At 72.3% G+C, this 19,079-nt stretch carries 18 protein-coding genes; 12 read left to right on the forward strand and 6 right to left on the reverse strand.

Annotation, left to right across the window (positions count from 1 at the left end):
- The coding region (locus tag DVA66_RS04825; protein ID WP_198671487.1) for a hypothetical protein at positions 1-617 on the reverse strand (617 nt) is incomplete at its 3' end.
- A complete protein-coding gene (locus DVA66_RS04830) occupies positions 617-1,324 on the reverse strand; it encodes a hypothetical protein (protein ID WP_157973838.1) in 708 nt (235 codons plus the stop codon). The genes DVA66_RS04830 and DVA66_RS04825, both read right to left, overlap by 1 nt.
- A 210-nt stretch (positions 1,325-1,534) precedes the next feature.
- Between DVA66_RS04830 and DVA66_RS04835 the strand changes: the two genes are divergently transcribed.
- The 4 genes from DVA66_RS04835 to DVA66_RS04850 all read left to right on the forward strand — a co-directional run bounded on the left by DVA66_RS04835 (position 1,535) and on the right by DVA66_RS04850 (position 4,507).
- Entirely contained in the window at positions 1,535-2,170 is a 636-nt protein-coding gene (locus tag DVA66_RS04835) for a TetR/AcrR family transcriptional regulator (protein ID WP_114559038.1), read from the forward strand.
- A complete protein-coding gene (locus DVA66_RS04840) occupies positions 2,163-3,164 on the forward strand; it encodes a hypothetical protein (protein WP_114559039.1) in 1,002 nt (333 codons plus the stop codon). Before DVA66_RS04835 ends, DVA66_RS04840 begins: the two co-directional genes overlap by 8 nt.
- Complete coding sequence (locus tag DVA66_RS04845; protein ID WP_114559040.1) at positions 3,161-3,991, forward strand: CPBP family intramembrane glutamic endopeptidase; 831 nt, start codon at positions 3,161-3,163, stop codon at positions 3,989-3,991. The genes DVA66_RS04840 and DVA66_RS04845 overlap by 4 nt, the downstream gene beginning before the upstream one ends.
- Positions 3,992-4,108: 117 nt before the next feature.
- Complete coding sequence (locus DVA66_RS04850; RefSeq protein WP_114559041.1) at positions 4,109-4,507, forward strand: pyridoxamine 5'-phosphate oxidase family protein; 399 nt, start codon at positions 4,109-4,111, stop codon at positions 4,505-4,507.
- A gap of 60 nt (positions 4,508-4,567) precedes the next feature.
- On the opposite strand, the gene DVA66_RS04855 is transcribed toward DVA66_RS04850, so the two are convergent.
- Positions 4,568-5,206, reverse strand: a complete 639-nt coding sequence (locus tag DVA66_RS04855; RefSeq protein ID WP_114124934.1) for a Rid family hydrolase — start codon at positions 5,204-5,206, stop codon at positions 4,568-4,570.
- A gap of 329 nt (positions 5,207-5,535) precedes the next feature.
- Between DVA66_RS04855 and DVA66_RS04860 the strand changes: the two genes are divergently transcribed.
- The gene (locus tag DVA66_RS04860; RefSeq protein WP_114559042.1) at positions 5,536-7,146 is read left to right on the forward strand and encodes a flavin monoamine oxidase family protein; all 1,611 of its coding nucleotides are present in this window, start codon (positions 5,536-5,538) and stop codon (positions 7,144-7,146) included.
- Here the strand turns inward: DVA66_RS04860 and DVA66_RS04865 are convergent.
- Complete coding sequence (locus DVA66_RS04865) at positions 7,133-8,077, reverse strand: SDR family oxidoreductase (RefSeq protein WP_114559043.1); 945 nt, start codon at positions 8,075-8,077, stop codon at positions 7,133-7,135. The genes DVA66_RS04860 and DVA66_RS04865 overlap by 14 nt on opposite strands.
- Positions 8,078-8,307: 230 nt before the next feature.
- On the opposite strand from DVA66_RS04865, the gene DVA66_RS04870 reads away from it, so the two are divergent.
- A complete protein-coding gene (locus tag DVA66_RS04870; RefSeq protein WP_198671488.1) occupies positions 8,308-9,144 on the forward strand; it encodes a helix-turn-helix transcriptional regulator in 837 nt (278 codons plus the stop codon).
- A 347-nt stretch (positions 9,145-9,491) separates the two neighbouring features.
- Positions 9,492-10,793 (forward strand): sialidase family protein, encoded by a 1,302-nt coding sequence (locus tag DVA66_RS04875; RefSeq protein WP_114559045.1) that lies wholly within the window; start codon positions 9,492-9,494, stop codon positions 10,791-10,793.
- 30 nt (positions 10,794-10,823) lie between these two features.
- Here DVA66_RS04875 and DVA66_RS04880 read toward each other — a convergent pair whose 3' ends face one another.
- Together DVA66_RS04880 and DVA66_RS04885 are read right to left on the reverse strand one after the other, a co-directional pair.
- The gene (locus DVA66_RS04880; RefSeq protein WP_114559046.1) at positions 10,824-11,564 is read right to left on the reverse strand and encodes a FadR/GntR family transcriptional regulator; all 741 of its coding nucleotides are present in this window, start codon (positions 11,562-11,564) and stop codon (positions 10,824-10,826) included.
- Positions 11,561-12,556: a dihydrodipicolinate synthase family protein gene (locus DVA66_RS04885; protein WP_114559047.1), complete on the reverse strand. Its 996-nt coding sequence runs from the start codon at positions 12,554-12,556 to the stop codon at positions 11,561-11,563. The genes DVA66_RS04880 and DVA66_RS04885 overlap by 4 nt, the downstream gene beginning before the upstream one ends.
- Before the next feature lie 129 nt (positions 12,557-12,685).
- Here DVA66_RS04885 and DVA66_RS04890 point away from each other — a divergent pair, with 129 nt between their 5' ends.
- From DVA66_RS04890 to DVA66_RS04910, 5 genes are all read left to right on the forward strand, one after another.
- Positions 12,686-14,305 (forward strand): extracellular solute-binding protein, encoded by a 1,620-nt coding sequence (locus tag DVA66_RS04890; protein ID WP_232821762.1) that lies wholly within the window; start codon positions 12,686-12,688, stop codon positions 14,303-14,305.
- A complete protein-coding gene (locus tag DVA66_RS04895) occupies positions 14,298-15,290 on the forward strand; it encodes an ABC transporter permease (protein WP_114559049.1) in 993 nt (330 codons plus the stop codon). The genes DVA66_RS04890 and DVA66_RS04895 overlap by 8 nt, the downstream gene beginning before the upstream one ends.
- Complete coding sequence (locus DVA66_RS04900; protein WP_114559050.1) at positions 15,287-16,225, forward strand: carbohydrate ABC transporter permease; 939 nt, start codon at positions 15,287-15,289, stop codon at positions 16,223-16,225. Before DVA66_RS04895 ends, DVA66_RS04900 begins: the two co-directional genes overlap by 4 nt.
- A gap of 49 nt (positions 16,226-16,274) precedes the next feature.
- Positions 16,275-17,453: a sialidase family protein gene (locus tag DVA66_RS04905; protein WP_114559051.1), complete on the forward strand. Its 1,179-nt coding sequence runs from the start codon at positions 16,275-16,277 to the stop codon at positions 17,451-17,453.
- A gap of 213 nt (positions 17,454-17,666) precedes the next feature.
- On the forward strand, positions 17,667-19,079 hold a 1,413-nt coding region (locus tag DVA66_RS04910), incomplete at its 3' end, for a DEAD/DEAH box helicase (RefSeq protein ID WP_157973839.1).

Here is a 19,079-nt window from a genome sequence, read left to right on the forward strand (position 1 = left end):
TCGGCGCGTCGCAGCCGCACGGCGAGCACCGTCACCGAGGCCACCGCGGCGGTGGCGACAGTGGCCATCCCGGTCGGGACGAGGACGGGGGCCAGGGCGGCCGGACCGGTGACGGGTTCGGCCGGGAGCGGCGCCGTGGGCGGCGCCCAGCCGAGTGCGGCCCCGGTGCAGGCGAGCGTCAGCCCGGCAAGCGCGAGCGCGGTGACCAGCCGATCGACCCGGCTGGCCGGTCCGTCGCGGCTGACCCGCAGCAGCACGACCGTCAGTGGCAGCACCGCCCCGACCAGCCACGTCGAGCCGCTCCACCAGGTGCCGATCTGGGCCCCGGGTGCGCCGGTCAGCTCCCACCCGGTGCCCACCGCGGCGGCGGCGGAGACGGCGGCGACGAGCAGCACCAGCGGGAGGATGCTGGCTCCGGCCGCCCGGCGGGCCAGCACGCCGCCGACCACCGACCAGGCCACCGCGTTCGCGGCGTCCTCGGCGAGGTGGGAGTCGAGGGCGCGGGACGCGGAGACGGCGGCACCGAGGACGAGTGCACCCAGGGCTGCCGCCGCGCACGCGCCGGCGAGGACCGACGCCCCGACGGCGTGGCCTCTCCGGTCTGCGGCGGTGCCCATCACCCCTGAGCGTGGACGCTGGACGGAGCGACCACAAGGCCAGACCGACCGCTCCCGCGTCCGGAGGTGAGGAGCAGCGCGACGAGGGCGACGGCCAGCGGGGCCTGGGTGAGCGCGACCACCGGTCCCAGGCCGGCGGTGGCGAAGGCGAGCACGGCACCGAGGAGCAGCAGCACCGGCATCCAGACCGGCACCGTGCGAGCCACCAGCAGGGCGACGCCGGTGAGCACGACACCGAGTCCGAACACCGGCACCGACCAGTACGACACCGGCAGCCCGGCCAGCCCGGCGTCGAGGTGCAGCAGCGCCGGCATCGCGGCGGCCGCGTCGACCCCCGGCGCGGTGGTGGCCCACGCGGCGTAACCCTGGACGGTGTGGCTGAGCGCGTTGAAGAAGGTGCCGGTGGCGAGCAGGCCCAGCCCGACCAGCAGCAGCCGACGGCCACGGACCCGGGCGAGCGCCGCCAGCGGTGGCACGGTCGCGACCAGCAGGAAGGCCCCGGCCGCGGTCAGCAGCCGGGAGAGGAGGAGCTGCTCGCGGAGCGCGAGCATCGCGGCGAAGGCGCTCTCGACGTCGGGCGCAAGAACCGGGAACAGCGCCTGGCCGGCGACGAAGAGGACGATCCCGGCCGAGCCGGCGAGCACGGCGGGCCGGGAGGACGGTGCGGCTGATGGGACGGCGGGAGAGGGGAGCGCGGATGAGGTCATGCCGGCAGCGTCGCCGCGGCCGTTCCCGGGTCACCAGGGTCGGGCGTCCCGACCGTCGGGGAAGAACCGGACGGACGGTTCGCCCAGGCGAGGGCCCGTTCCGACGGGCAGCAGACGACGGGAGGAGAAGAGGAGGGCGACTGGTCCGAGGTGGCGCCGGCGGTGGAGAAGGGTCTACCGCAATCAGACCGAGCGTTCTAAAATCAGTCCATGCGTTCTAGACTCGAGGGATCGGCGCCCGGCTCCGCGAACGCGCGGACCTTCATCGAGACGGCTCGTCGTCAGCAGCTGGTCGACGCGGCGGTCGCCACCGTGAACGAGCTCGGCTACCACCGCGCCTCGCTGGCCGAGATCGCCAAGCGCGCCCGGATCGCCAAGAGCGCGGTGGTCTACTACTTCTCCGCCAAGGAGGCGCTGCTGCTCGAGCTCGTCGAGACGGTCTTCGCCGCGCTCGACGAGCAGGTGGTGGCAGCGGTCGACGGGGTCTCGGAACCCGCCGCGCGGCTGCAGGCGTACGCCGATGCCTACCTCGCGCACGTCGACGTCCACCGTCAGGCGGTCGCCGCGGCGGTGGAGATCGCGGTGTCGCACCGCACCGCCGAGGGGACGCCCCTCTACCTCGTCGCCGACGACGCGGACACCGCCCTGCTGCGCAGCATCCTGCGTGCCGGGATGGACGAGGGCACCTTCCGGTCGATGCCGATCGAGGTCGCGACGGGCCTGACGGAGAGCGTGCTGGACCACGCGATCACCCTGGTCCAACGCCACCCCGGCGCCGACCTGGGCGAGCTGCGGGCGCAGGTGGTGCCGTACCTGCTCAGGGCACTGCGGGCCCAGGATGACTGAGCCGCTACGGGGCATCGGCTACGACGCCGGTGTGCTCTACGAGAGGGTCTTCGACAGCAACCCGCGCTTCACCGAGCAGGGTGCCCGCCGCGACCTCCGGGCCATCCGGCGAGAGCTCGGCTGCGACGCCGTGCTGGTCATGGCCAGCGATCCCGGACGGCTCCGCGGGGCCGCCGGCATCGCGGCGGAGGAGGGGTTGGAGGTCTGGCTCCAGCCGCGCCCGTTCGACCGACCTGTCGAGGAGCTGCGCGAGGCGGTGCGGGCTGCCGCCACGACCGCCGAGGGGCTCCGCGCGGCGGGCGCCGCGGCCGGGCTGGTGGTGGGCTGCGAGCTCACGCTGTCGACGCCGGGCCTGCTCCCCGGGCCCACCTTCTGGACCAGGGCGATGCTGATGGCGGTGACGTCGCCGTTGCTGCCGATCGCGAACCGGCGGCTCCGGCGCCTGCTCGGCGACCTCGTCGGCGACGCCCGGGAGCGCTTCGCCGGGCCCGTCTCCTACGGCGCGGGTGATTGGGAGCGCCCCGACTGGTCCGTCTTCGACGTCGTCGGCGCCGACCGCTACCGGGACGCACGCAACGCCTGGCGGTTCGAGGACGACACCCGGGCCCTGGTGCAGCACGCGCACCGGCACGGCCGACCCGTGTACGTCTTCGAGTTCGGCTCCTGCACCTACCGGGGCGCCGCGGCCCGCGCCTCCACGGCGGCCGGGGTGCTCCGCGGGCGCGGCGAGCCGACCGTGCCCCGGCACCTGCGCCGCGACGAGCAGGAGCAGGCCGACTACCTCACCGAGCTCCTCGACACCTTCGACCGCTGCGAGGTGGACGGGACCTTCGTCTGGGGCTTCAGCGAGCCGGCCCTCACCACCTCCGACCAGCCCGGACGAGACCTCGACCTCGCCAGCTACGGCGTCGTCTCCGCCCACGCCGACGGCACCTGGACGCCCAAACGCGCCTACCACGCACTCGCCCACCGGTACCGGGGGAGCAGCACATGACCACCTCGTCCCGACCGCCGTCCCACCGGTTCGCCTCCGTCGCGGGGCGGATCGCCCTCACCGTGCTGCCTCTCGGAGCTGCCCTCACGATCCTGGCGGGGCTGCTGCCCGCCCCGCAGGGCCCCTCCGACCCGAGAACGCTGGCGACCAGGATCGTCGCCGGTGTCGTGATCAGTGCCGTCGCCCTCGCCGCGGTCCTGGTGGCGACCCGCAGGGAGGGGAAGCCCCTGGGCGATGCCGGGCTGACGAGCATCCGGGCGGGCTGGCGGCTCGCCGTCTGGGGCGCCCTCGTCTGGGTCGTCCCCGCCGCCGCGACGTTCGTCGTCCTCGCGCTCCTCGGCACGCCGTTGACCGTCACCGTCCCCGCCGCCGAGCTCGCCCGGACCGTGCCGTTGCTGCTCCTGGCGGTGCTGCTCACCGAGGCGCTCCCGGAGGAAGCGGTCTTCCGCGGCCACGTCACCACCACGGTGGCCGCGGTCACCCGGGGCTGGTGGGTCATCATCGCCCAGGCCGTGCTGTTCACGGTGTTCGCCGCGGTCCTCCGCCAGACCTGGCACCCCGCCGACCTCTCCCTCTTCCTCGCGATGGGGATCGGTCTGGGCTACCTCCGCGCGACCACCGGGTCGGTGTGGATGCCCATCGGCTTCCACACCGCGTTCCAGACCGGATCACAGCTCGTCCTCACGCACGAGGCCGTCCACCTCGTCGGTGGCACCGGCGCGGCCGGGCTCGCGCTGGGCGCCATCCCCTTCGCCGCCGCGGCCGTCCTCGTCTCCACCACCGGTGTTCCCCGCCTCGTGGCCCCCGGTGCCCACGCGCCACGGTGAACCCGCCCCGTGGTCCGGGTCGCGCAGCCCGGGGAAGAACCCGCCCGGCGCGGCGGTTCGTCGCTGCAGGACCCGTCGCCTCAGGCGGGTGGTACCGACGAGCAGGAGGAGAGGACGATGACGGACTGGTCCGAGGCAGCGGGGTACTTCACCACCGACGCCGTGGCGCACCTGGCCACCATCGGCAAGGACGGCGGCCCGCGCACGGTGCCGCTGTGGGTCGACCGCCACGGCGAGCGCGACCTGGTGATCTTCACCGAGGAGGGCTCGGTCAAGGACCGCAACATCGCCCGCGACCCGCGGGTGGCGCTGTCGGTCACCGTGCCGGGCAACCCGCTGAGCCACGCGAGCGTCCGCGGCGAGGTGGTCGAGCGCCTCGAGGGCGAGCGCGGTCTGGAGGTCGTCGACCAGATCTCCAAGGCCTACACCGGGGAGCCGTACCCGATGCGCGAGGGCCTGGTGGCCTTCGTCATCCGGCCCACCTCGTGGGTGGCCCACGACTACTCCGAGGAGTGAGCGACGACGGGCCGGCCCTGCACGGAGCCGGCCCGTCGCAGCTGCTCGTGCGGTCTGCGGTCAGCGCGGGTAGACCGCGTCCACCTCGACCTCGACCAGCCACCCGTCCACCGGCAGGTTCTCGATCTCGAGGGCGAACCGCGACGGCCGCGCCTCGTTGACCACCATCGGCTTGACCGTCTTCGTGCCCAGCTGCACGTCCATCGTCTTGCCGGTGGAGAGGTTGGTGTTGGCGAAGAACTGGCGGTAGGCCCGGTTCCAGCCGGCGAAGTCCATCGCCTCCTCGCCGTCGGGGTTCTGCAGGAACACCCGCATCGAGATGACGTCGTCGTAGTCCAGTCCGGCCCGCTCGAGGTTCTCCCCGATCCGCATCAGCACGTTGATGCCCTGGGCCTCGGTGAGCGTGACGCCGGCGGGCAGCTCGCCGCCGGGGAAGACGTCGGTCGGGATGTAGCGCTCCTCGGCGCTCGCCCCGGCGGTGGTGTTCATCGCCCGCGGCCCCAGCCCGGACGACTTGTACCAGTCGGTCATCCGCCCGATCGCGACCCCGTCGGCGATCGAGGGGGTGTCTCCGGTGACGAAGGAGTGCGCCTCGGTGGGGCGCGGCTTGAACAGCCGGCCGTCGGCGGCGGCGGTGGCGGGGACGGCCACGGCCGCGGTGAGCGCGACGGCGAGGGCGATCTTGGTGGGGGTCTTCATGGGTGCCTCCAGGCGGGTCGCGGACGCCGCCGTGGCGTCCGGGCGAGGGAGCCGGACGCAAGAGGCGTCCGGGTGCCCGGGACGCTAGCCACGCCGCGTTTCGCGGCCGTGACGCCAGGTGACGATCCCGGGTCCGTCCACGGCGCTCGAGCAGGCGCGTCCCGGCGGCGTCACACGACGGTTACCGGGACCGCCGAACGGTGACCCAGCCGGAACACCGCGGACCCTGATCGACACAGGGCCTCCCTAGCGTCCGGGCCAGCACTGGCGGCGACCCGGCACGGACGCCCGGGACGTCGACCGCCAGGCGTGCCCCCCGAAAGGTCCCCATGAGCACCGATGAGCTGATCCCCGCCGTCTCCCGCCGCCAGCTGCTCCAGGCGGTCGGCGCCACCACCAGCGCGGGGGTGATGTTCGCCGCGATGGGCGCCCTCGGCCTTGCCCCCACCGCGGCCGCGCAGCCGCGCAACGAGTCCTGGACGCCCCCGCGCAAGGGCGACCTCAGCACCACCGGGCGCAAGGCGAAGAAGGTCGTCGTGGTCGGCGCCGGACCGGCCGGTCTGGCCACCGCCTACGAGCTGCGCAAGGCCGGCTACGCCGTCACCGTCCTCGAGGCCCGGCACCGGGTCGGCGGTCGCACCCTCACCATCCGCGGCGGGGACGCCGAGACCGACACCGACGGTGTGCGCCAGGTCGCCCGCTTCGCCGACGGCGTCTACCTGAACGCCGGCGCCGGCCGGATCGCGCAGTGGATGGTGACGATGGACTACCTGCGCGAGCTGGGCGTCCCGTTCGAGGTGTTCACCAACGCCAACGCCGACGCCTACATCTACAACGAGCGCAGCGGCGCCACCCCGGGCAACCCGGTCCGCTACCGGACGGCCAAGGCCGACGTCTTCGGCTACACGTCGGAGCTGCTCACCTACGCCACCGACTCCGGTGCGCTGGACCAGAAGCTCACCGCCGCCGACAAGGAGAACCTGCGCGCCTTCCTGCGCAGCTGGGGCTCCCTCACCCCGCAGGGCACCTACACCGGTGGCGCCAACCGCGGCTATGAGGTCTACCCCTCGGCCTGGAACGAGCACGGCACCCCGCTGGCCGGCCCCGGCTCGATCTCGGAGGTGCTGGCCTCGAAGGTGGGCTCGTACTTCCCCTTCGAGATCAACTGGGAGCAGTCGATGCTGATGTTCCAGCCCAAGGGCGGCATGGACACCACCTACGACTACTTCGTCAGGGCCATCGGCAAGGAGAACGTCCAGCTCAGCTCCCCGGTCAGCGGGGTGCAGAACACCGCCGACGGCGTCCGGGTCACCTACACCAGCAAGGGCAAGGAGCGCCGGATCGAGGCCGACTTCGCCGTGGTCACCGCCCCGGCGGGGCTGATGCGGAAGTGGGAGACCAACTGGGGCAGCACCGTCGACGCCGCCCTCGGCGAGTTCGCCACCGGCTCGCCGGCGGGCAAGATCGGCCTGCAGTACCGCTCTCGCTGGTGGGAGGAGGACCACCACATCTACGGCGGCATCACCGAGACCGACATGGACCTGGCCCACGTGTGGTACCCGTCCTACGGCTACGGCGAGCGCAAGGGCCTCATCGTCGGCTACTACAACACCGGCACCAACGCCCGCACCTACGGCGACCTCAGCCCGTCCGCGCGAACCCGGCGGGCCGTCGAGCAGGGGGTCAAGATCCACGGCGAGAAGTACCGCACCGAGCTCGACACCTCCTTCTCCATCGCCTGGCACAAGGTGCCCTACATCGAGGGCGCCTGGGCCTACCCCGACACCACCTCCGCCGGCTTCAAGAAGCTGCAGCAGGGGGAGGGGCAGGTCTACTTCGCCGGGGACTGGATGTCGGAGATCTCGGCCTGGCAGCACGGCGCGTTCTGGGCCGCGCGCTACGCCGTGCAGGCGCTGCACACCCGGGTCATGACGTCCTGACCCCCGCCCGCGCGACGAGGTCCGCCGAGGTCTCCCAGACCCGGCGGGCCTCGTCGGCGTCGGTCAGCGTCGGGTAGAGCGCCTGCTCGGTCGGCGGGCCGCTGATGCCGCCGAACCGGCTCGGCCCGTAGAGGGCACCGCCACGAGCCTGCGGGGAGGTGGCGGCGTAGAGGGCCGGCTGGGCGGCGGTCTGCGGGGTGCCGGCGATGCCGAGCCGCGACAGCAGCCGGATCAGCCGCACCTGCGGGGTGTCGCGCGGACGGCCGACCTCGGGCCGGGCCGACAGCAGCCCGGTCGGGGCGACGCCGGGGTGGGAGAGGTTGCTGGTGATGCCCCAGCCCTCCGCCTCGCTGCGCCGGCCCAGCTCCAGTCCGAACATCCCGACCGCGATCTTGGAGGAGCTGTAGGCGCCGAAACCGGAGTAGGTGCGCTCCCAGTCCAGGTCCTCCCAGTGGATGCCGTTCGAGCGGGCCGCCACGCTGATCTGCGTGGTGACCCGGGCCCCGCCGGCGCGCAGCAGCGGCAGCAGCCCGGTGGTCAGCGCGACGTGGCCGAGGTGGTTGGTGCCCAGCTGCAGCTCGTGGCCGTCCACGGTGGTCTGGCGATCCGGCGGGGTCATCACGCCCGCGTTGTTGATGAGCACGTGCACGGGCTCGCCCTCGGCCACCATCGCGCGGGTCAGCGCGGCGACCGAGGCGAGCGAGGACAGGTCGAGCTCGCGCAGCACCAGCCGCGCGTCGGGCTGCTGCTCGCGGATGCGGGCGGCGGCGGCCTCGCCCTTGCGCCGGTTGCGCACGGGCATCACCACCTCGGCGCCGGCAGCCGCCAGCCGGGTGGCGAGGACCAGACCGACGCCGTCGCTGGCGCCGGTGACCACGGCGCGGCGGCCGGACAGGTCGGGGACGGTGAGGTCGAGCCGGGTGCGGGACATGGGGACTCCTTCGTTCGGGACGTCCGTCCGGTGACGGTCGCCCAGGGACGTCGTCCACGCTGCCGTCCCGGCGGGGAGGCATCCAGGGACTGCTGATCCGCGGGTCCTGGGTCCGCGTCCTGCCGGCCGGGTGGGGCGCGGCCTCGGGCGTCCGGCGGAGAGGGGGAGCGACGATCCGTGGTTCGCGGGCCCGCCGTCCGGTAGGAACAGGGGAGAGGAGGTGCCACGTGATGGACCGGAGCGGCCTGGCCGCGTTCCTGCGCCGACGGCGGGAGTCCCTGCAACCGGAGGACGTCGGCCTGCCCCGCGGGCTGCGCCGACGCACCACCGGCCTCCGCCGGGAGGAGGTCGCGGTGCTGTGCCACATGTCGACCGACTACTACGCCCGGATCGAGCAGGAGCGTGGGCCGCAGCCCTCGGAGCAGATGCTGGCCGCGATCGCCCAGGGCCTGCACCTCTCGCTGGCCGAGCGCGACCACCTGTTCCGGCTCGCCGGGCAGCACCCACCGGCCCGCGGCGCCGACAGCGAGCACATCGGCCCCGGGCTGCAACGCATCCTGGACCGGCTGACCGACACCCCGGCCGAGATCGTCACCGAGCTCGGCGAGACGCTGCGCCAGACCCCGCTGGCCGCCGCCCTCACCGGCGACGCGTCCCTGCGCACCGGGCCCGACCGCAGCCTCGGCTACCGCTGGTTCACCGATCCGACCACCCGTGCGCGCTACGCGCCGCAGGACCACGACCACCTGTCCCGGGTCTACGCCGCCGGGCTGCGGGAGCGGGTGACCCATCGCGGGCCGCGTTCGCGGGCGGCCTGGTACGCCGAGCGGCTGCTGGCCGAGAGCGAGGAGTTCCGCCGGCTGTGGGACGTCCACGAGGTCGGGGTGCGCCCGCAGGAGGTCAAACGGTTCGTCCACCCCGAGGTCGGGTTGCTGGAGCTGACCTGCCAGACCCTGGTCGACCCGGAGCAGTCGCACCTGCTGCTGGTCTACACCGCCGTCCCGGGCAGCGAGAGCGCCGAGCGGCTGCAGCTGCTGTCGGTGGTCGGCGCCGCTCCCGTCGGCTGAACGCGCGGCTGCGGCATATGAGCCGCAAGGGTGGATGCACACGGCGTCCTTGCGGACATGGGACGTTCTATGTCAGAGTAGCGCCACTGCTTGTCGGCCACGCCGGCTGAGGATCCGTCCCACCGGTAACGCCCGATCCACCCTCACCACCCTGCAGCTGCGGCACGCCGTCGCGTCCCGGTCCTGCCGTGTCGACCTTCCGACCCTTCGCCAACGGAGGCGAAACGGTCGCTGGGACCTCCGACACCGGCCACGCCCCCGGACGGGTGCCGCTGCCCGCACAGGCGCCAGACGGGTCCGCGCGCTGCCCGCGTGGGCTCGACCACCCCCACACAGATGGAACAAGCATGAGATCACGCATCCACCGCAGCGCCGCGGTCCTCCTCTCCCTGGTCGTCCTGGCCGTCGGGCACACCCTCGGCGACCCTCCGGCCGCCCGGGCCGAGACAGCGGGACCACCGACCGCGGAGTTCCGCACCGAGCCGTTGTGGGTCAGCACCCAGGGTGTTCCCGACGACGACACCTGCTTCCGGCTCCCGGCCGTCACCAGCACGAGCGAGGGCACGTTGCTCGCCTTCGCCGAGCGCCGCAACCTCAGCTGCGCGGACTCGGGGGTCTTCGACGTGGTCATGCGGCGGTCGGTCGACGACGGGCGGAGCTGGAGCGACTCCGAGGTGGTGCTCCGGAACGCCGAGGGGGCGCGCAGCGTCGGCAACGCGACCGTCGTCGCGGACTCCACCGGACCGGTCTTCCTGTTCACGACCTCCCAGCCCACCGCGAGCACGATCCGGCCCCGCACCCCGCAGGTGCAGGTGAGCACCGACGACGGGCGCACGTGGTCGGCCCCGCGGGACCTGTCGGAGGAGGTCAAACCGCCGACCGGGCCCGAGGACTGGTACGCGACGGGTCCCGGCCACGGGATCGAGCTGACCCGTGGGCCGCACGCCGGCCGTCTGCTCGTGCCCGTCACCTACAAGACCGAGAACGACATCCAGGGCGCGCGCATCGTCTACAGTGACGACCACGGCACCACCTGGCGCAGCGGCGCGTCGGTGAAGTACCAACTGCAGGACATCCCCCTGGTCGAGCCGACGATTGCCGAGGACGACGACGGCCACGTCACGATGGTGGCCCGCTCGGGCCCCTACGACGACCCGGAGACCTCGGTGTCCGACCTCGTGCAGGCGGTCAGTGTCGACGGCGGGCTGTCCTTCGTCGGTACCGATCCCGAGGACGCCGACGGCGACGGCTTCGCCGACGACGACGTGGAGGCACCGTTCGCCTTCACCCGCTCCACCGCCCAGGCACCCTCGATCCACGTCTCGCTCCTGCGGCACCGCTACGAGCGTCAGGGCTTCAGCCGCCTGCTGCTGGCCGGGCCGGCGAGACCGAAGATCGACAACAACGCGAAGGGGATGTTCGTCCGCAGCTCCTACGACGACGGGCGGACATGGCAGGCCTGGGACGGGTCGGAGGATCCCGTCGGCGTCGAGATCGACCCCGACCACGCCGGGTACTCCGACATGGTCAGCACCCGCCGCGGGATCGGGGTGCTCTACGAGGCCGGCGAGGTCCGGTTCCGCGACGAGATCCGCTTCACCAGCTTCGAGGAGAGCGCCCTCGGGATGCCGGCCGAACGGCTCGGGTGAGCCCCGCCCGCTCCCGGCCGCCCGCCGCCGTCAGCCCGCGGATGCACCGTCGGCGCGGGGATGGGCCGGGAGCCGGGCCCGGATGCCGGAGAAGTGCTCGCGCATCCGCTGCATGTACAGCATCGGGTCGCCGGCGACCAGCGCGTCGAGCAGCATGCGGTGCCAGTGGGCACTCTCGCTCTGGGAGTAGTCGGGCTGGGGGAGTCGCGGGTCCACCTCGTGGAACGCGCGCCAGAACACCGTGAGGAGGTCGGTGCTGAGCGGGTTGTCCAGGGGTGCGTAGAGGGCGAGGTGGAAGTCGAGGTCCGCCCGCAGGAAGTCGCCGCCGACCGCGCCGACGGCCTCCATCACGCTGACCAGGCGGTCGAGCTCGTCGGTCGGGTGGTCGCGGTAGTAGCCGACGACCTCCTCGGCGAACCCGACCTCCAGGGCCTGCCGGACGTCGAGCAGGTTGCGCACCTCGGCCAGGTCACCCTCGAGAGAGCGGGTCATCCGGAAGGTGAGGCTCTCCCGGAGCGGGTCCAGACCCGGCTGGCCGACATAGGTGCCGAAACCGTGGCGGATGTCGATGAAGCCGAGGGCCTGCAGCGCCTTCATCGCCTCCCGCAGGGCGTTGCGGGAGACCCCGAGCACCTCCATCAGCACGGGCTCGGTGGGCATCGGGTCGCCGGCGGCGAGACCGTGGTCGAGCACGTACTGCTTGATCCGGTCCTGGATGCGGCGCTGGTTGCTCGCCGCGCTCGACCGCGAGGTGCTCTGGGTCGTGCTCATCGCGCCGCCAGCAGCCCGGCTGGATCGGTGACGGCCGCCGGAGCGGCGTACGGCGACGGTTCCAGCCCGGCCCGCCGGAGGACCGCGACGACCGAGGCGACGTCGGCATCGCCCAGCTGGACGGCGGGTGCGGCGGTGCACCGGTGCGCGATCCCGCCCAGGGCCTGAACGGCCGCCTTGAAGGCGCCCAGGGCCCGGGAGCTGCCACCCATCGGCTGCTCGGTGCCGATCGTGACGATGTCGAAGAGCTCGAACAGGCGCTCCTGCTCGGCCCGCGCGGCCAGGAGGTCGCCGGCCCGCGCGGCGTCGTAGAGCCGGACGAAGCCGGCGGGGTCGACGTTGCCCAGCCCGGGCACCACCCCGTCGACGCCGATCAGCAGCGCACAGTCCACGGTGAGCTCCGATCCGGTCAGGATGACGAAGTCGTCCAGGCTGCGGCGCCGACGCTCGAGCACGTGCTGCCGCAACCGCGCGTCGGATCCGGAGGAGTCCTTCAACCCGACGATAGCCCCCTCCTCGGCGAGGGCCATCACGTCGGCGGTGCTGAGTGAGGCGCCGTTGACCCGCGGCGGGTTCTCGTAGGCGTAGACGGCCAGCTGGGGCACCTCACGGTGGATCAGGCGGAAGTGCTGACGGATCTCCGGTGAGGAGGTCGCGGCGTAGAACGGCGCGGTCACCACCACACCGGCGATGGGGAGGTCGGCGACCGCCGCCACGTGGTCGAGCACCCGGGGGGTGGCGGTGTCGGCCACGCCGACCAGGACCGGGATCCGGCCGGCGGCCGCACCCAGGGCTGCCCGGACGGCGAGCGCCCGTTGGGCGTCGGTGAGGAACGGGAACTCCCCGGTGGTGCCGAGCACGAAGACGCCGTGGACGCCGGCGTCGACCAGGCGCTCCACCTGGCTGGCCATCGACGCCTCGTCGACCTGGCCGTCCGGGTCGAGCGGGGTGATGACGGGGACCACGACTCCGCGGACCGGTTCTTGGCTCATCGGGACGACTCCTCGCTCGGCGCCGCGGTCGCTCCGGAGGATCGCGGACATGGGATGTCTTGCGACATGGGACGTACTATGTCAGGGTGCGGGAGTAACGGCAACGACGCCCGATCGAAGGAGATCCCCGTGAGCTTCCGCCTCAGCCGCAGATCCGCCCTCACCGCCGGCGCGCTCGGGCTGGCCGCCGTCAGCGGTCTGACGAGTGGTTGCCAGCAGGAGCAGGACGCCGGTCAGCAGCAGCAGCTGAACGAGCAGGTCGAGCTCCCGACCTACACGAAGCTCGGCTCGGTCCAGCCCGAGCTGCCCGGCGACGACATCCTGCTCGACGGGTTCCTGCGCTACCCGGCCGACCCGACCCGGATCAGTGACGGCCCGCCGGGGGACGGCCAGCCGATCTCGTTCATGAGCAGCATCCCCACCGCCATCCCGCCGGGGCTGGAGCAGAACGCGTACTGGCAGGAGATGAACGCGCGGGTGGGCTCGGAGCTGCAGCTGGCGTTGACCTCCGACGGCTATGCCGACAAGTTCGCCACCACCGTGGCCGGCGGCGACCTGCCCGACGTGGTCTACGTGCCGACCGACGTCGCCCAGCTGCCCCGCCTGATGGAGGCCAAGTTCCACGACCTGACCGAGTTGTTGTCCGGCGACGCGGTGGCGGAGTACCCCGCGCTGGCGAACCTGAGCCCCGACCTGTGGCGTGGCTGCGTGTTCAACGGCCGGATCTGGGGGATCCCCGTCCCACGGGCGATGGCCCGCACGTCGAACCCCCTCTACCGGGCCGACCTGGTCGAGGCCAAGGGCATCACCAATCCGGCACCCACCGACTTCGCCGACTTCCTCGCGCTGTGCCAGGAGCTGACCGACACCCGCTCCAACAAGTGGGCCTGGGACGCGGTGCCGATCCAGTACATCCAGGGCATGCTCGGCATCGCCAACAACTGGAGCGAGCAGGACGGGGCGTTCACCCGGTCCTACGAGCAGGAGGCCTACGCCCAGTCGCTGGAGGCCGGGCGGCAGATGGTCGAAGCCGGCGTCGTCAACCCCGACGGGTTCTCGACCGGCACGACCGCGCGCAAGCAGTGGATCAACGGCGGGACGTGCATCTTCGCCCGGGACTCCTTCGTCGCCTGGAACCAGTTCTACACCGACAACCTCGAGCAGGAGGGTTTCGAGATCCGCATGCTCGACACCCCGGGCTTCGACGGTGGCGAGGGCGTCATCTGGATGGGCTCCGCGCTGAACAACATCACCTCGTTCAACAAGGAGTCCGCCCACGACATCACAACGCTGCTCAAGGTGGCCGACTTCATGGCCGCCCCGTTCGGCACCGCGGAGTACCTGTTCAAGAAGTACGGGGTGGAGGGTCAGCACCACGAGCTGCAGGGCACCGACCCGATCCTCAACAAGCGCGGCTCGGTGGAGAGCGGGCTGGGGCTGCAGTACTTCGCCGACCCGCCGATGGCGCTCTACCTCCCTGGCAGACCCGACGTCGTCGAGGCGCAGTACGCGACTGAGCAGGCGTTCAAGCCGAAGCTCGTCTTCGACGCCAGCTACGGCCTGTACTCCGACACCGCCTCCTCGCAGGGCAAGCAGATCGACGGCGTGCTGAGCGACCTGCAGACCCAGATCCTGCTGGGGGAGGAGCCGGTGAGCGCGTGGGCGGAGGCGGTGGACACCTGGCGCCGCGACGGCGGTGACCAGATCCGCGGCGAGCTCGAGCAGGCCTTCGCCACGGCCCATGGCTGAGGTCCAGACCCGCCCCGCCCCGTCGGAGTCGCAGAGCGATGCGCCCCGCGACTCCTCCCCGCCGCCGCGCAGGCGCCGTCGACCCTGGTACCAGCGGCTGTGGCGCGACCGGATGTACCTGCTGTTCACGCTGCCGGCCCTGCTGATCATCGTGGTCTTCCACTACCTGCCGCTGATCGGCAACGTGATCGCCTTCAAGGACTACCAGCCCTACATCGGGGTGTGGGAGAGCCCCTGGAACGGTCTGGAGAACTTCTCGATCATCTGGGACGGTGACCCGGCGTTCCTGGCGGCCCTGCGCAACACGCTCATCCTGACCGCGTTGCAGTCGGTGTTCGTCTTCCCGGCGCCGATCCTGCTGGCGCTGCTGCTCAACAGCCTGCTGTCGGAGAACATCAAGCGGCTGGTGCAGAGCGTGCTCTACCTGCCGCACTTCCTGTCCTGGGTGATGGTGGTCGCGCTGTTCCAGCAGATCCTCGGCGGCTCGGGCCTGCTGAACAACTTCCTGCGCAGCAACGGCTACGACGCCGTGCGCATCCTCGGCAACCCCGACACGTTCTACGCGCTGCTGACCTCGCAGGTGATCTGGAAGGACACCGGCTGGGCCACCATCCTCTTCCTGGCCGCGCTGTCGCAGATCAACGCCCACCTGTACGAGGCAGCCGCCGTCGACGGTGCTGGTCGGTGGCGTCAGCTGTGGCACGTCACCCTGCCCGGGCTGAAGGGCATCATCATCCTGCTCTTCATCCTCAGACTCGGCGACTCGCTGTCGGTCGGCTTCGAGCAGATCCTGCTGCAGCAGGCCGCCGTCGGGCGCAACGTCAGTGAGGTCCTCGACACCTACGTCTACAACAACGGCGTGCTCGGCGGGAACTGGGGCGTCTCGGCCGCCGTGGGTCTGGTCAAGGGTGTCGTCGGGGTGCTGCTGGTGCTCGGCGCCAACAAGCTCGCTCACCGCTTCGGCGAGGAAGGGGTCTACCGATGAGCGCGACCACCCAACCCGGGGCGGTGTCCCCGCCGCCGGTCCGGGGTCGCACCCGCCGGCTCCGCCACGGCGTCCCGGTCGAGCCTATCGGGCTCCGCCTGCTCAAGGGACTGGCGCTGCTCGTCCTGTGCGCCGTGGTGGTCCTGCCCTTCGTCGGCGTGCTCGCCACGTCACTGGCGGGCAGGGAGCAGATCGCCCAGTCCGGCGGGCTGGTGCTGTGGCCGTCGCAGCCGACGCTCGAGGCCTACCGCTCCATATTCGCCGGCGGTGTCGTCACCCAGGCCCTCCAGGTCAGCCTGGTCGTCACCATCGGTGGCACCCTGCTCAGCCTCGCCGCCACCTGCCTGGTCGCCTACGCGCTGGCCCAGCGCGAGCTCTTCGGCAAGAAGGTCATCCTGATGATCTTCCTCATCTCGATGCTCTTCAGCCCCGGGATGATCCCGACCTACCTGACCGTGCGCCAGGTCGGGCTGCTCGACTCGCTGTGGGCGCTGATCCTGCCCACCATGGTGAGCGCCTTCAACGTCGTGGTGATGCGGGCCTTCTTCATGAACCTGCCGAGCGAGCTGACCGAGAGCGCACAGATCGACGGTGCCAGTGAGTTCCGCGTCTTCACCCGCATCGTCCTGCCGCTCTCGAAGGCGGTGCTGGCGGTGATCGGCCTGTTCTACGCCGTCGGATACTGGAACGCGTTCTTCAACGCCCTGCTCTACATCAACGACGCCACCAAGTGGCCGATGCAGCTGGTGCTGCGCACCTACGTGGTCAACGACGTCCAGATGGGATCAGCCGAGCTCGGCTCCGAGGTCGTCCCACCCCAGCCCGCCATCCAGATGGCCATCCTGGTCATCTCGATCGTGCCGATCCTGATCATCTACCCCTTCCTGCAGAAGCACTTCGCCAAGGGCGTGCTCACCGGCGCCGTCAAGGGCTGAGCCGACACCGGACCCCAGCCAGCCATCCGAGAGCGAGAGGACAACGACCTTGCCCGTCACCACCATGCCCACCGCGCCGACGGCAGAGGACCCCGGGGTCGTCCCGATCCCCGACGCCGGGGTGCTGGTGTTCGACAGGGACACCGAGGGCTTCGAGTGCTTCCGCATCCCGGCCCTCATCCTGGCAGCCGACGGCGACCTGCTCGCCTTCGCCGAGGCACGTCGCCCACTGCCGGGAGGCGGCTGGTGCGATGACCAGGCCTCCACCGACCTGGTGCTCCGCCGTTCCTCCGACCGCGGTCACACCTGGTCGCCGCTGACGACGGTACTGGCCGGCGACCCCTGGGACCGGCCCGGGGTGCGGGCCACTCGGGGCAATCCCTCACCCGTCGTCCTCAGCCGTGGCGAGCACGCCGGGCGGATCGTCCTCGTCTCGACCTACAACCCCGAGGGAGATCCGACGTTGCGCCTGCCGTTCGTCCAGCACAGCGACGACCACGGCCGGACCTGGTCGGAGGCGAGGGACCTCACCGAGCAGCTCAAACCCGACCTGCCGAACCTCGGCTGGTTCGCCACCGGCCCGCAGCACGCGATCGAGATCACCAACGGCCCGCACGCCGGTCGTCTCGTGGTCGGGCTCACCGTGCAGCACGACCAGCGGTACGAGGGTGCCCTGGCCCTCAGCGACGACGGGGGTCTCACCTGGTGGCGCGGAGCTGTGGCCGCCAGGCCGGTCGACGCCGACCACTTCTCCGAGGTGGGGGTGGTCGAACGAGCAGACGGCAGCCTGCTCGCGATCGGCCGTTCACAGAAGGGCGAGCGGGCCTCGTCCATGCCCTACTCGAGGGTGTGCGCCGTCAGCGAGGACGGCGGGGAGACCTTCACCAGTGCCACCTTCCGCTACTTGCTCGACCTGCTGACCACCGCCGACGTCCAGGGTTCGGTGCTGAACCTCGACGCCCAGCGGGGCGCGGCCGGCAACATCCTGCTCTACGCCGCGCCCACCCACCCGCGTACCCGCAAGTACCTGTCGGTCTTCGTCTCGACCGACGGCGGCCGCAGCTGGACGCGACGGGCCGAGGTGACCTCTGACCGATCCGGCTACTCCGATGTGGTGATGGTCGACGACACCCACCTCGGTGTCCTGTACGAGACCGGCTTGGAGAGCGGTGACGCCCGCGACCGGATCCTCTACAAGGAGCTCTGGACCGAACGGCTCGGTGTGTAGGGCCCACGGCAGCGGCCTCCACGGCCGGTCGCCGGCGTGGTCGCGCACGGTCGGCGGGAGGAGCGGCTAGAGTGGTCGACGGTCGTCCGGCCAGTCTCGCCCCGGACGTCCGGTGACGTCGAGCCTCCTGCTCCTCCGCTCCCAGAGCTTCACTCCCGCGCGAACCGTGCGGTGTCGTTCGTACCGTCTGGCGGGACGCAGAATGCGAAACCTGTGACCACTGCCTTCACCAGCCTCGGCCTGCCCGCGTCCCTGGACGCCGTCCTCGCCGGCCGCGGCATCACCATCCCCACCCCGATCCAGGCCGCCACGCTGGCCGACTCGCTGGCCGGACGCGACGTCCTCGGCCGCGGTCCCACCGGGTCGGGCAAGACCTATGCCTTCCTGCTGCCGCTGGTGGCTCGGCTGATGGCCTCCGACACGCGCCGCAAGTCGAAGGCGCCCCGGGCCCTCGTGCTCGCTCCCACCCGCGAGCTGGTCGGCCAGATCCAGGCCGCCCTGCAGCCGCTGGCCGACGTGGCCGGGCTGCGCACGCTGACCGTCTTCGGCGGCGTCGGGCAGAACCCGCAGGTCACCGGCCTGCGCAACGGCGTCGACGTCGTGCTCGCCTGCCCGGGCCGGCTGGAGGACCTCATCTCCCAGCGCGCCTGCAGCCTGGCCGAGGTGGAGATCACCGTCCTCGACGAGGCCGACCACATGGCCGACCTCGGGTTCCTCCCGGCGGTCCGCCGGCTGCTCGACCAGACCCCGCGCGACGCGCAGCGGCTGCTGTTCTCCGCCACGCTCGACGGCGGCGTCGACGTGCTGGTCAAGCGGTTCCTCACCAACCCGGTGACCCACTCCACCGACGGCCCGGCCACCGCGGCCCCGGCGATCAGCCACCACGTGCTGCACCTGCCGCGCGAGCAGCGCCTGCCGGTGCTCACCGACCTCGCCAGCGCCCCCGGACGCACCGTCGTCTTCGCCCGCACCAAGCACGGCGCCAAGGCGCTGGCGCGCCAGCTCAACCGCAGCGGCGTGCCCGCGGTCGAGCTGCACGGCAACCTCAGCCAGAACGCCCGCACCCGCAACATGGACGCCTTCCACTCCGGACGGGCCCAGACGCTGGTGGCCACCGACATCGCCGCCCGCGGCATCCACGTCGACGACGTGGCGCTGGTGGTGCACGCCGACCCGCCGGCCGAGCACAAGGCCTACCTGCACCGCTCCGGACGCACCGCCCGCGCCGGTGCGGAGGGCGTGGTGGTCACCCTGATGACCGACGCCCAGGTGGCCGACGTCCGCGCCCTCACCCGCGCGGCGAAGATCCGCCCGACCACCACCAAGGTGCCCGGCCCGACGCACCCCATCCTGCAGGAGCTGGCGCCGGGGGAGCGGTCCCTGGTGCCGGGCGGGCTGGTGCTGCCGACCCCGGAGGAGCAGCCGGCACAGCCGTCCGGACGCCGCTCCGGTGGCGGCCGGTCCCGCCGCGGTGGCGGAGGCCGGTCCGCGGGGGAGCGCGGCACGTCCGGTCCCGTCCCGGCGGGACGCTCCGGCGGAAGCTCCTCGCAGGGTGGCTCGTCGCAGGGCGGCGGCTCGCGTCGTCGACGTCCCCGCTCCGGCGGCGGCCGTGACGGCGCCAGCCCG

The organism is Desertihabitans aurantiacus (genome assembly GCF_003344635.1).
GTDB classification, from domain to species: Bacteria; Actinomycetota; Actinomycetes; order Propionibacteriales; family Propionibacteriaceae; genus Desertihabitans; species Desertihabitans aurantiacus.

What these genes read in the sequence shown, in the direction of transcription:
- DVA66_RS04850 (WP_114559041.1), top strand. Translation starts at nt 4,109, where the DNA reads ATGACGGACTGGTCCGAGGCAGCGGGGTACTTCACCACCGACGCCGTG.
- DVA66_RS04860 (WP_114559042.1), top strand. Translation starts at nt 5,536, where the DNA reads ATGAGCACCGATGAGCTGATCCCCGCCGTCTCCCGCCGCCAGCTGCTC.
- DVA66_RS04830 (WP_157973838.1), bottom strand. Translation starts at nt 1,324, where the DNA reads ATGACCTCATCCGCGCTCCCCTCTCCCGCCGTCCCATCAGCCGCACCG.
- DVA66_RS04845 (WP_114559040.1), top strand. Translation starts at nt 3,161, where the DNA reads ATGACCACCTCGTCCCGACCGCCGTCCCACCGGTTCGCCTCCGTCGCG.
- DVA66_RS04900 (WP_114559050.1), top strand. Translation starts at nt 15,287, where the DNA reads ATGAGCGCGACCACCCAACCCGGGGCGGTGTCCCCGCCGCCGGTCCGG.
- DVA66_RS04865 (WP_114559043.1), bottom strand. Translation starts at nt 8,077, where the DNA reads ATGTCCCGCACCCGGCTCGACCTCACCGTCCCCGACCTGTCCGGCCGC.
- DVA66_RS04870 (WP_198671488.1), top strand. Translation starts at nt 8,308, where the DNA reads ATGGACCGGAGCGGCCTGGCCGCGTTCCTGCGCCGACGGCGGGAGTCC.
- DVA66_RS04895 (WP_114559049.1), top strand. Translation starts at nt 14,298, where the DNA reads ATGGCTGAGGTCCAGACCCGCCCCGCCCCGTCGGAGTCGCAGAGCGAT.
- DVA66_RS04840 (WP_114559039.1), top strand. Translation starts at nt 2,163, where the DNA reads ATGACTGAGCCGCTACGGGGCATCGGCTACGACGCCGGTGTGCTCTAC.
- DVA66_RS04835 (WP_114559038.1), top strand. Translation starts at nt 1,535, where the DNA reads ATGCGTTCTAGACTCGAGGGATCGGCGCCCGGCTCCGCGAACGCGCGG.
- DVA66_RS04855 (WP_114124934.1), bottom strand. Translation starts at nt 5,206, where the DNA reads ATGAAGACCCCCACCAAGATCGCCCTCGCCGTCGCGCTCACCGCGGCC.
- DVA66_RS04885 (WP_114559047.1), bottom strand. Translation starts at nt 12,556, where the DNA reads ATGAGCCAAGAACCGGTCCGCGGAGTCGTGGTCCCCGTCATCACCCCG.
- DVA66_RS04875 (WP_114559045.1), top strand. Translation starts at nt 9,492, where the DNA reads ATGAGATCACGCATCCACCGCAGCGCCGCGGTCCTCCTCTCCCTGGTC.
- DVA66_RS04880 (WP_114559046.1), bottom strand. Translation starts at nt 11,564, where the DNA reads ATGAGCACGACCCAGAGCACCTCGCGGTCGAGCGCGGCGAGCAACCAG.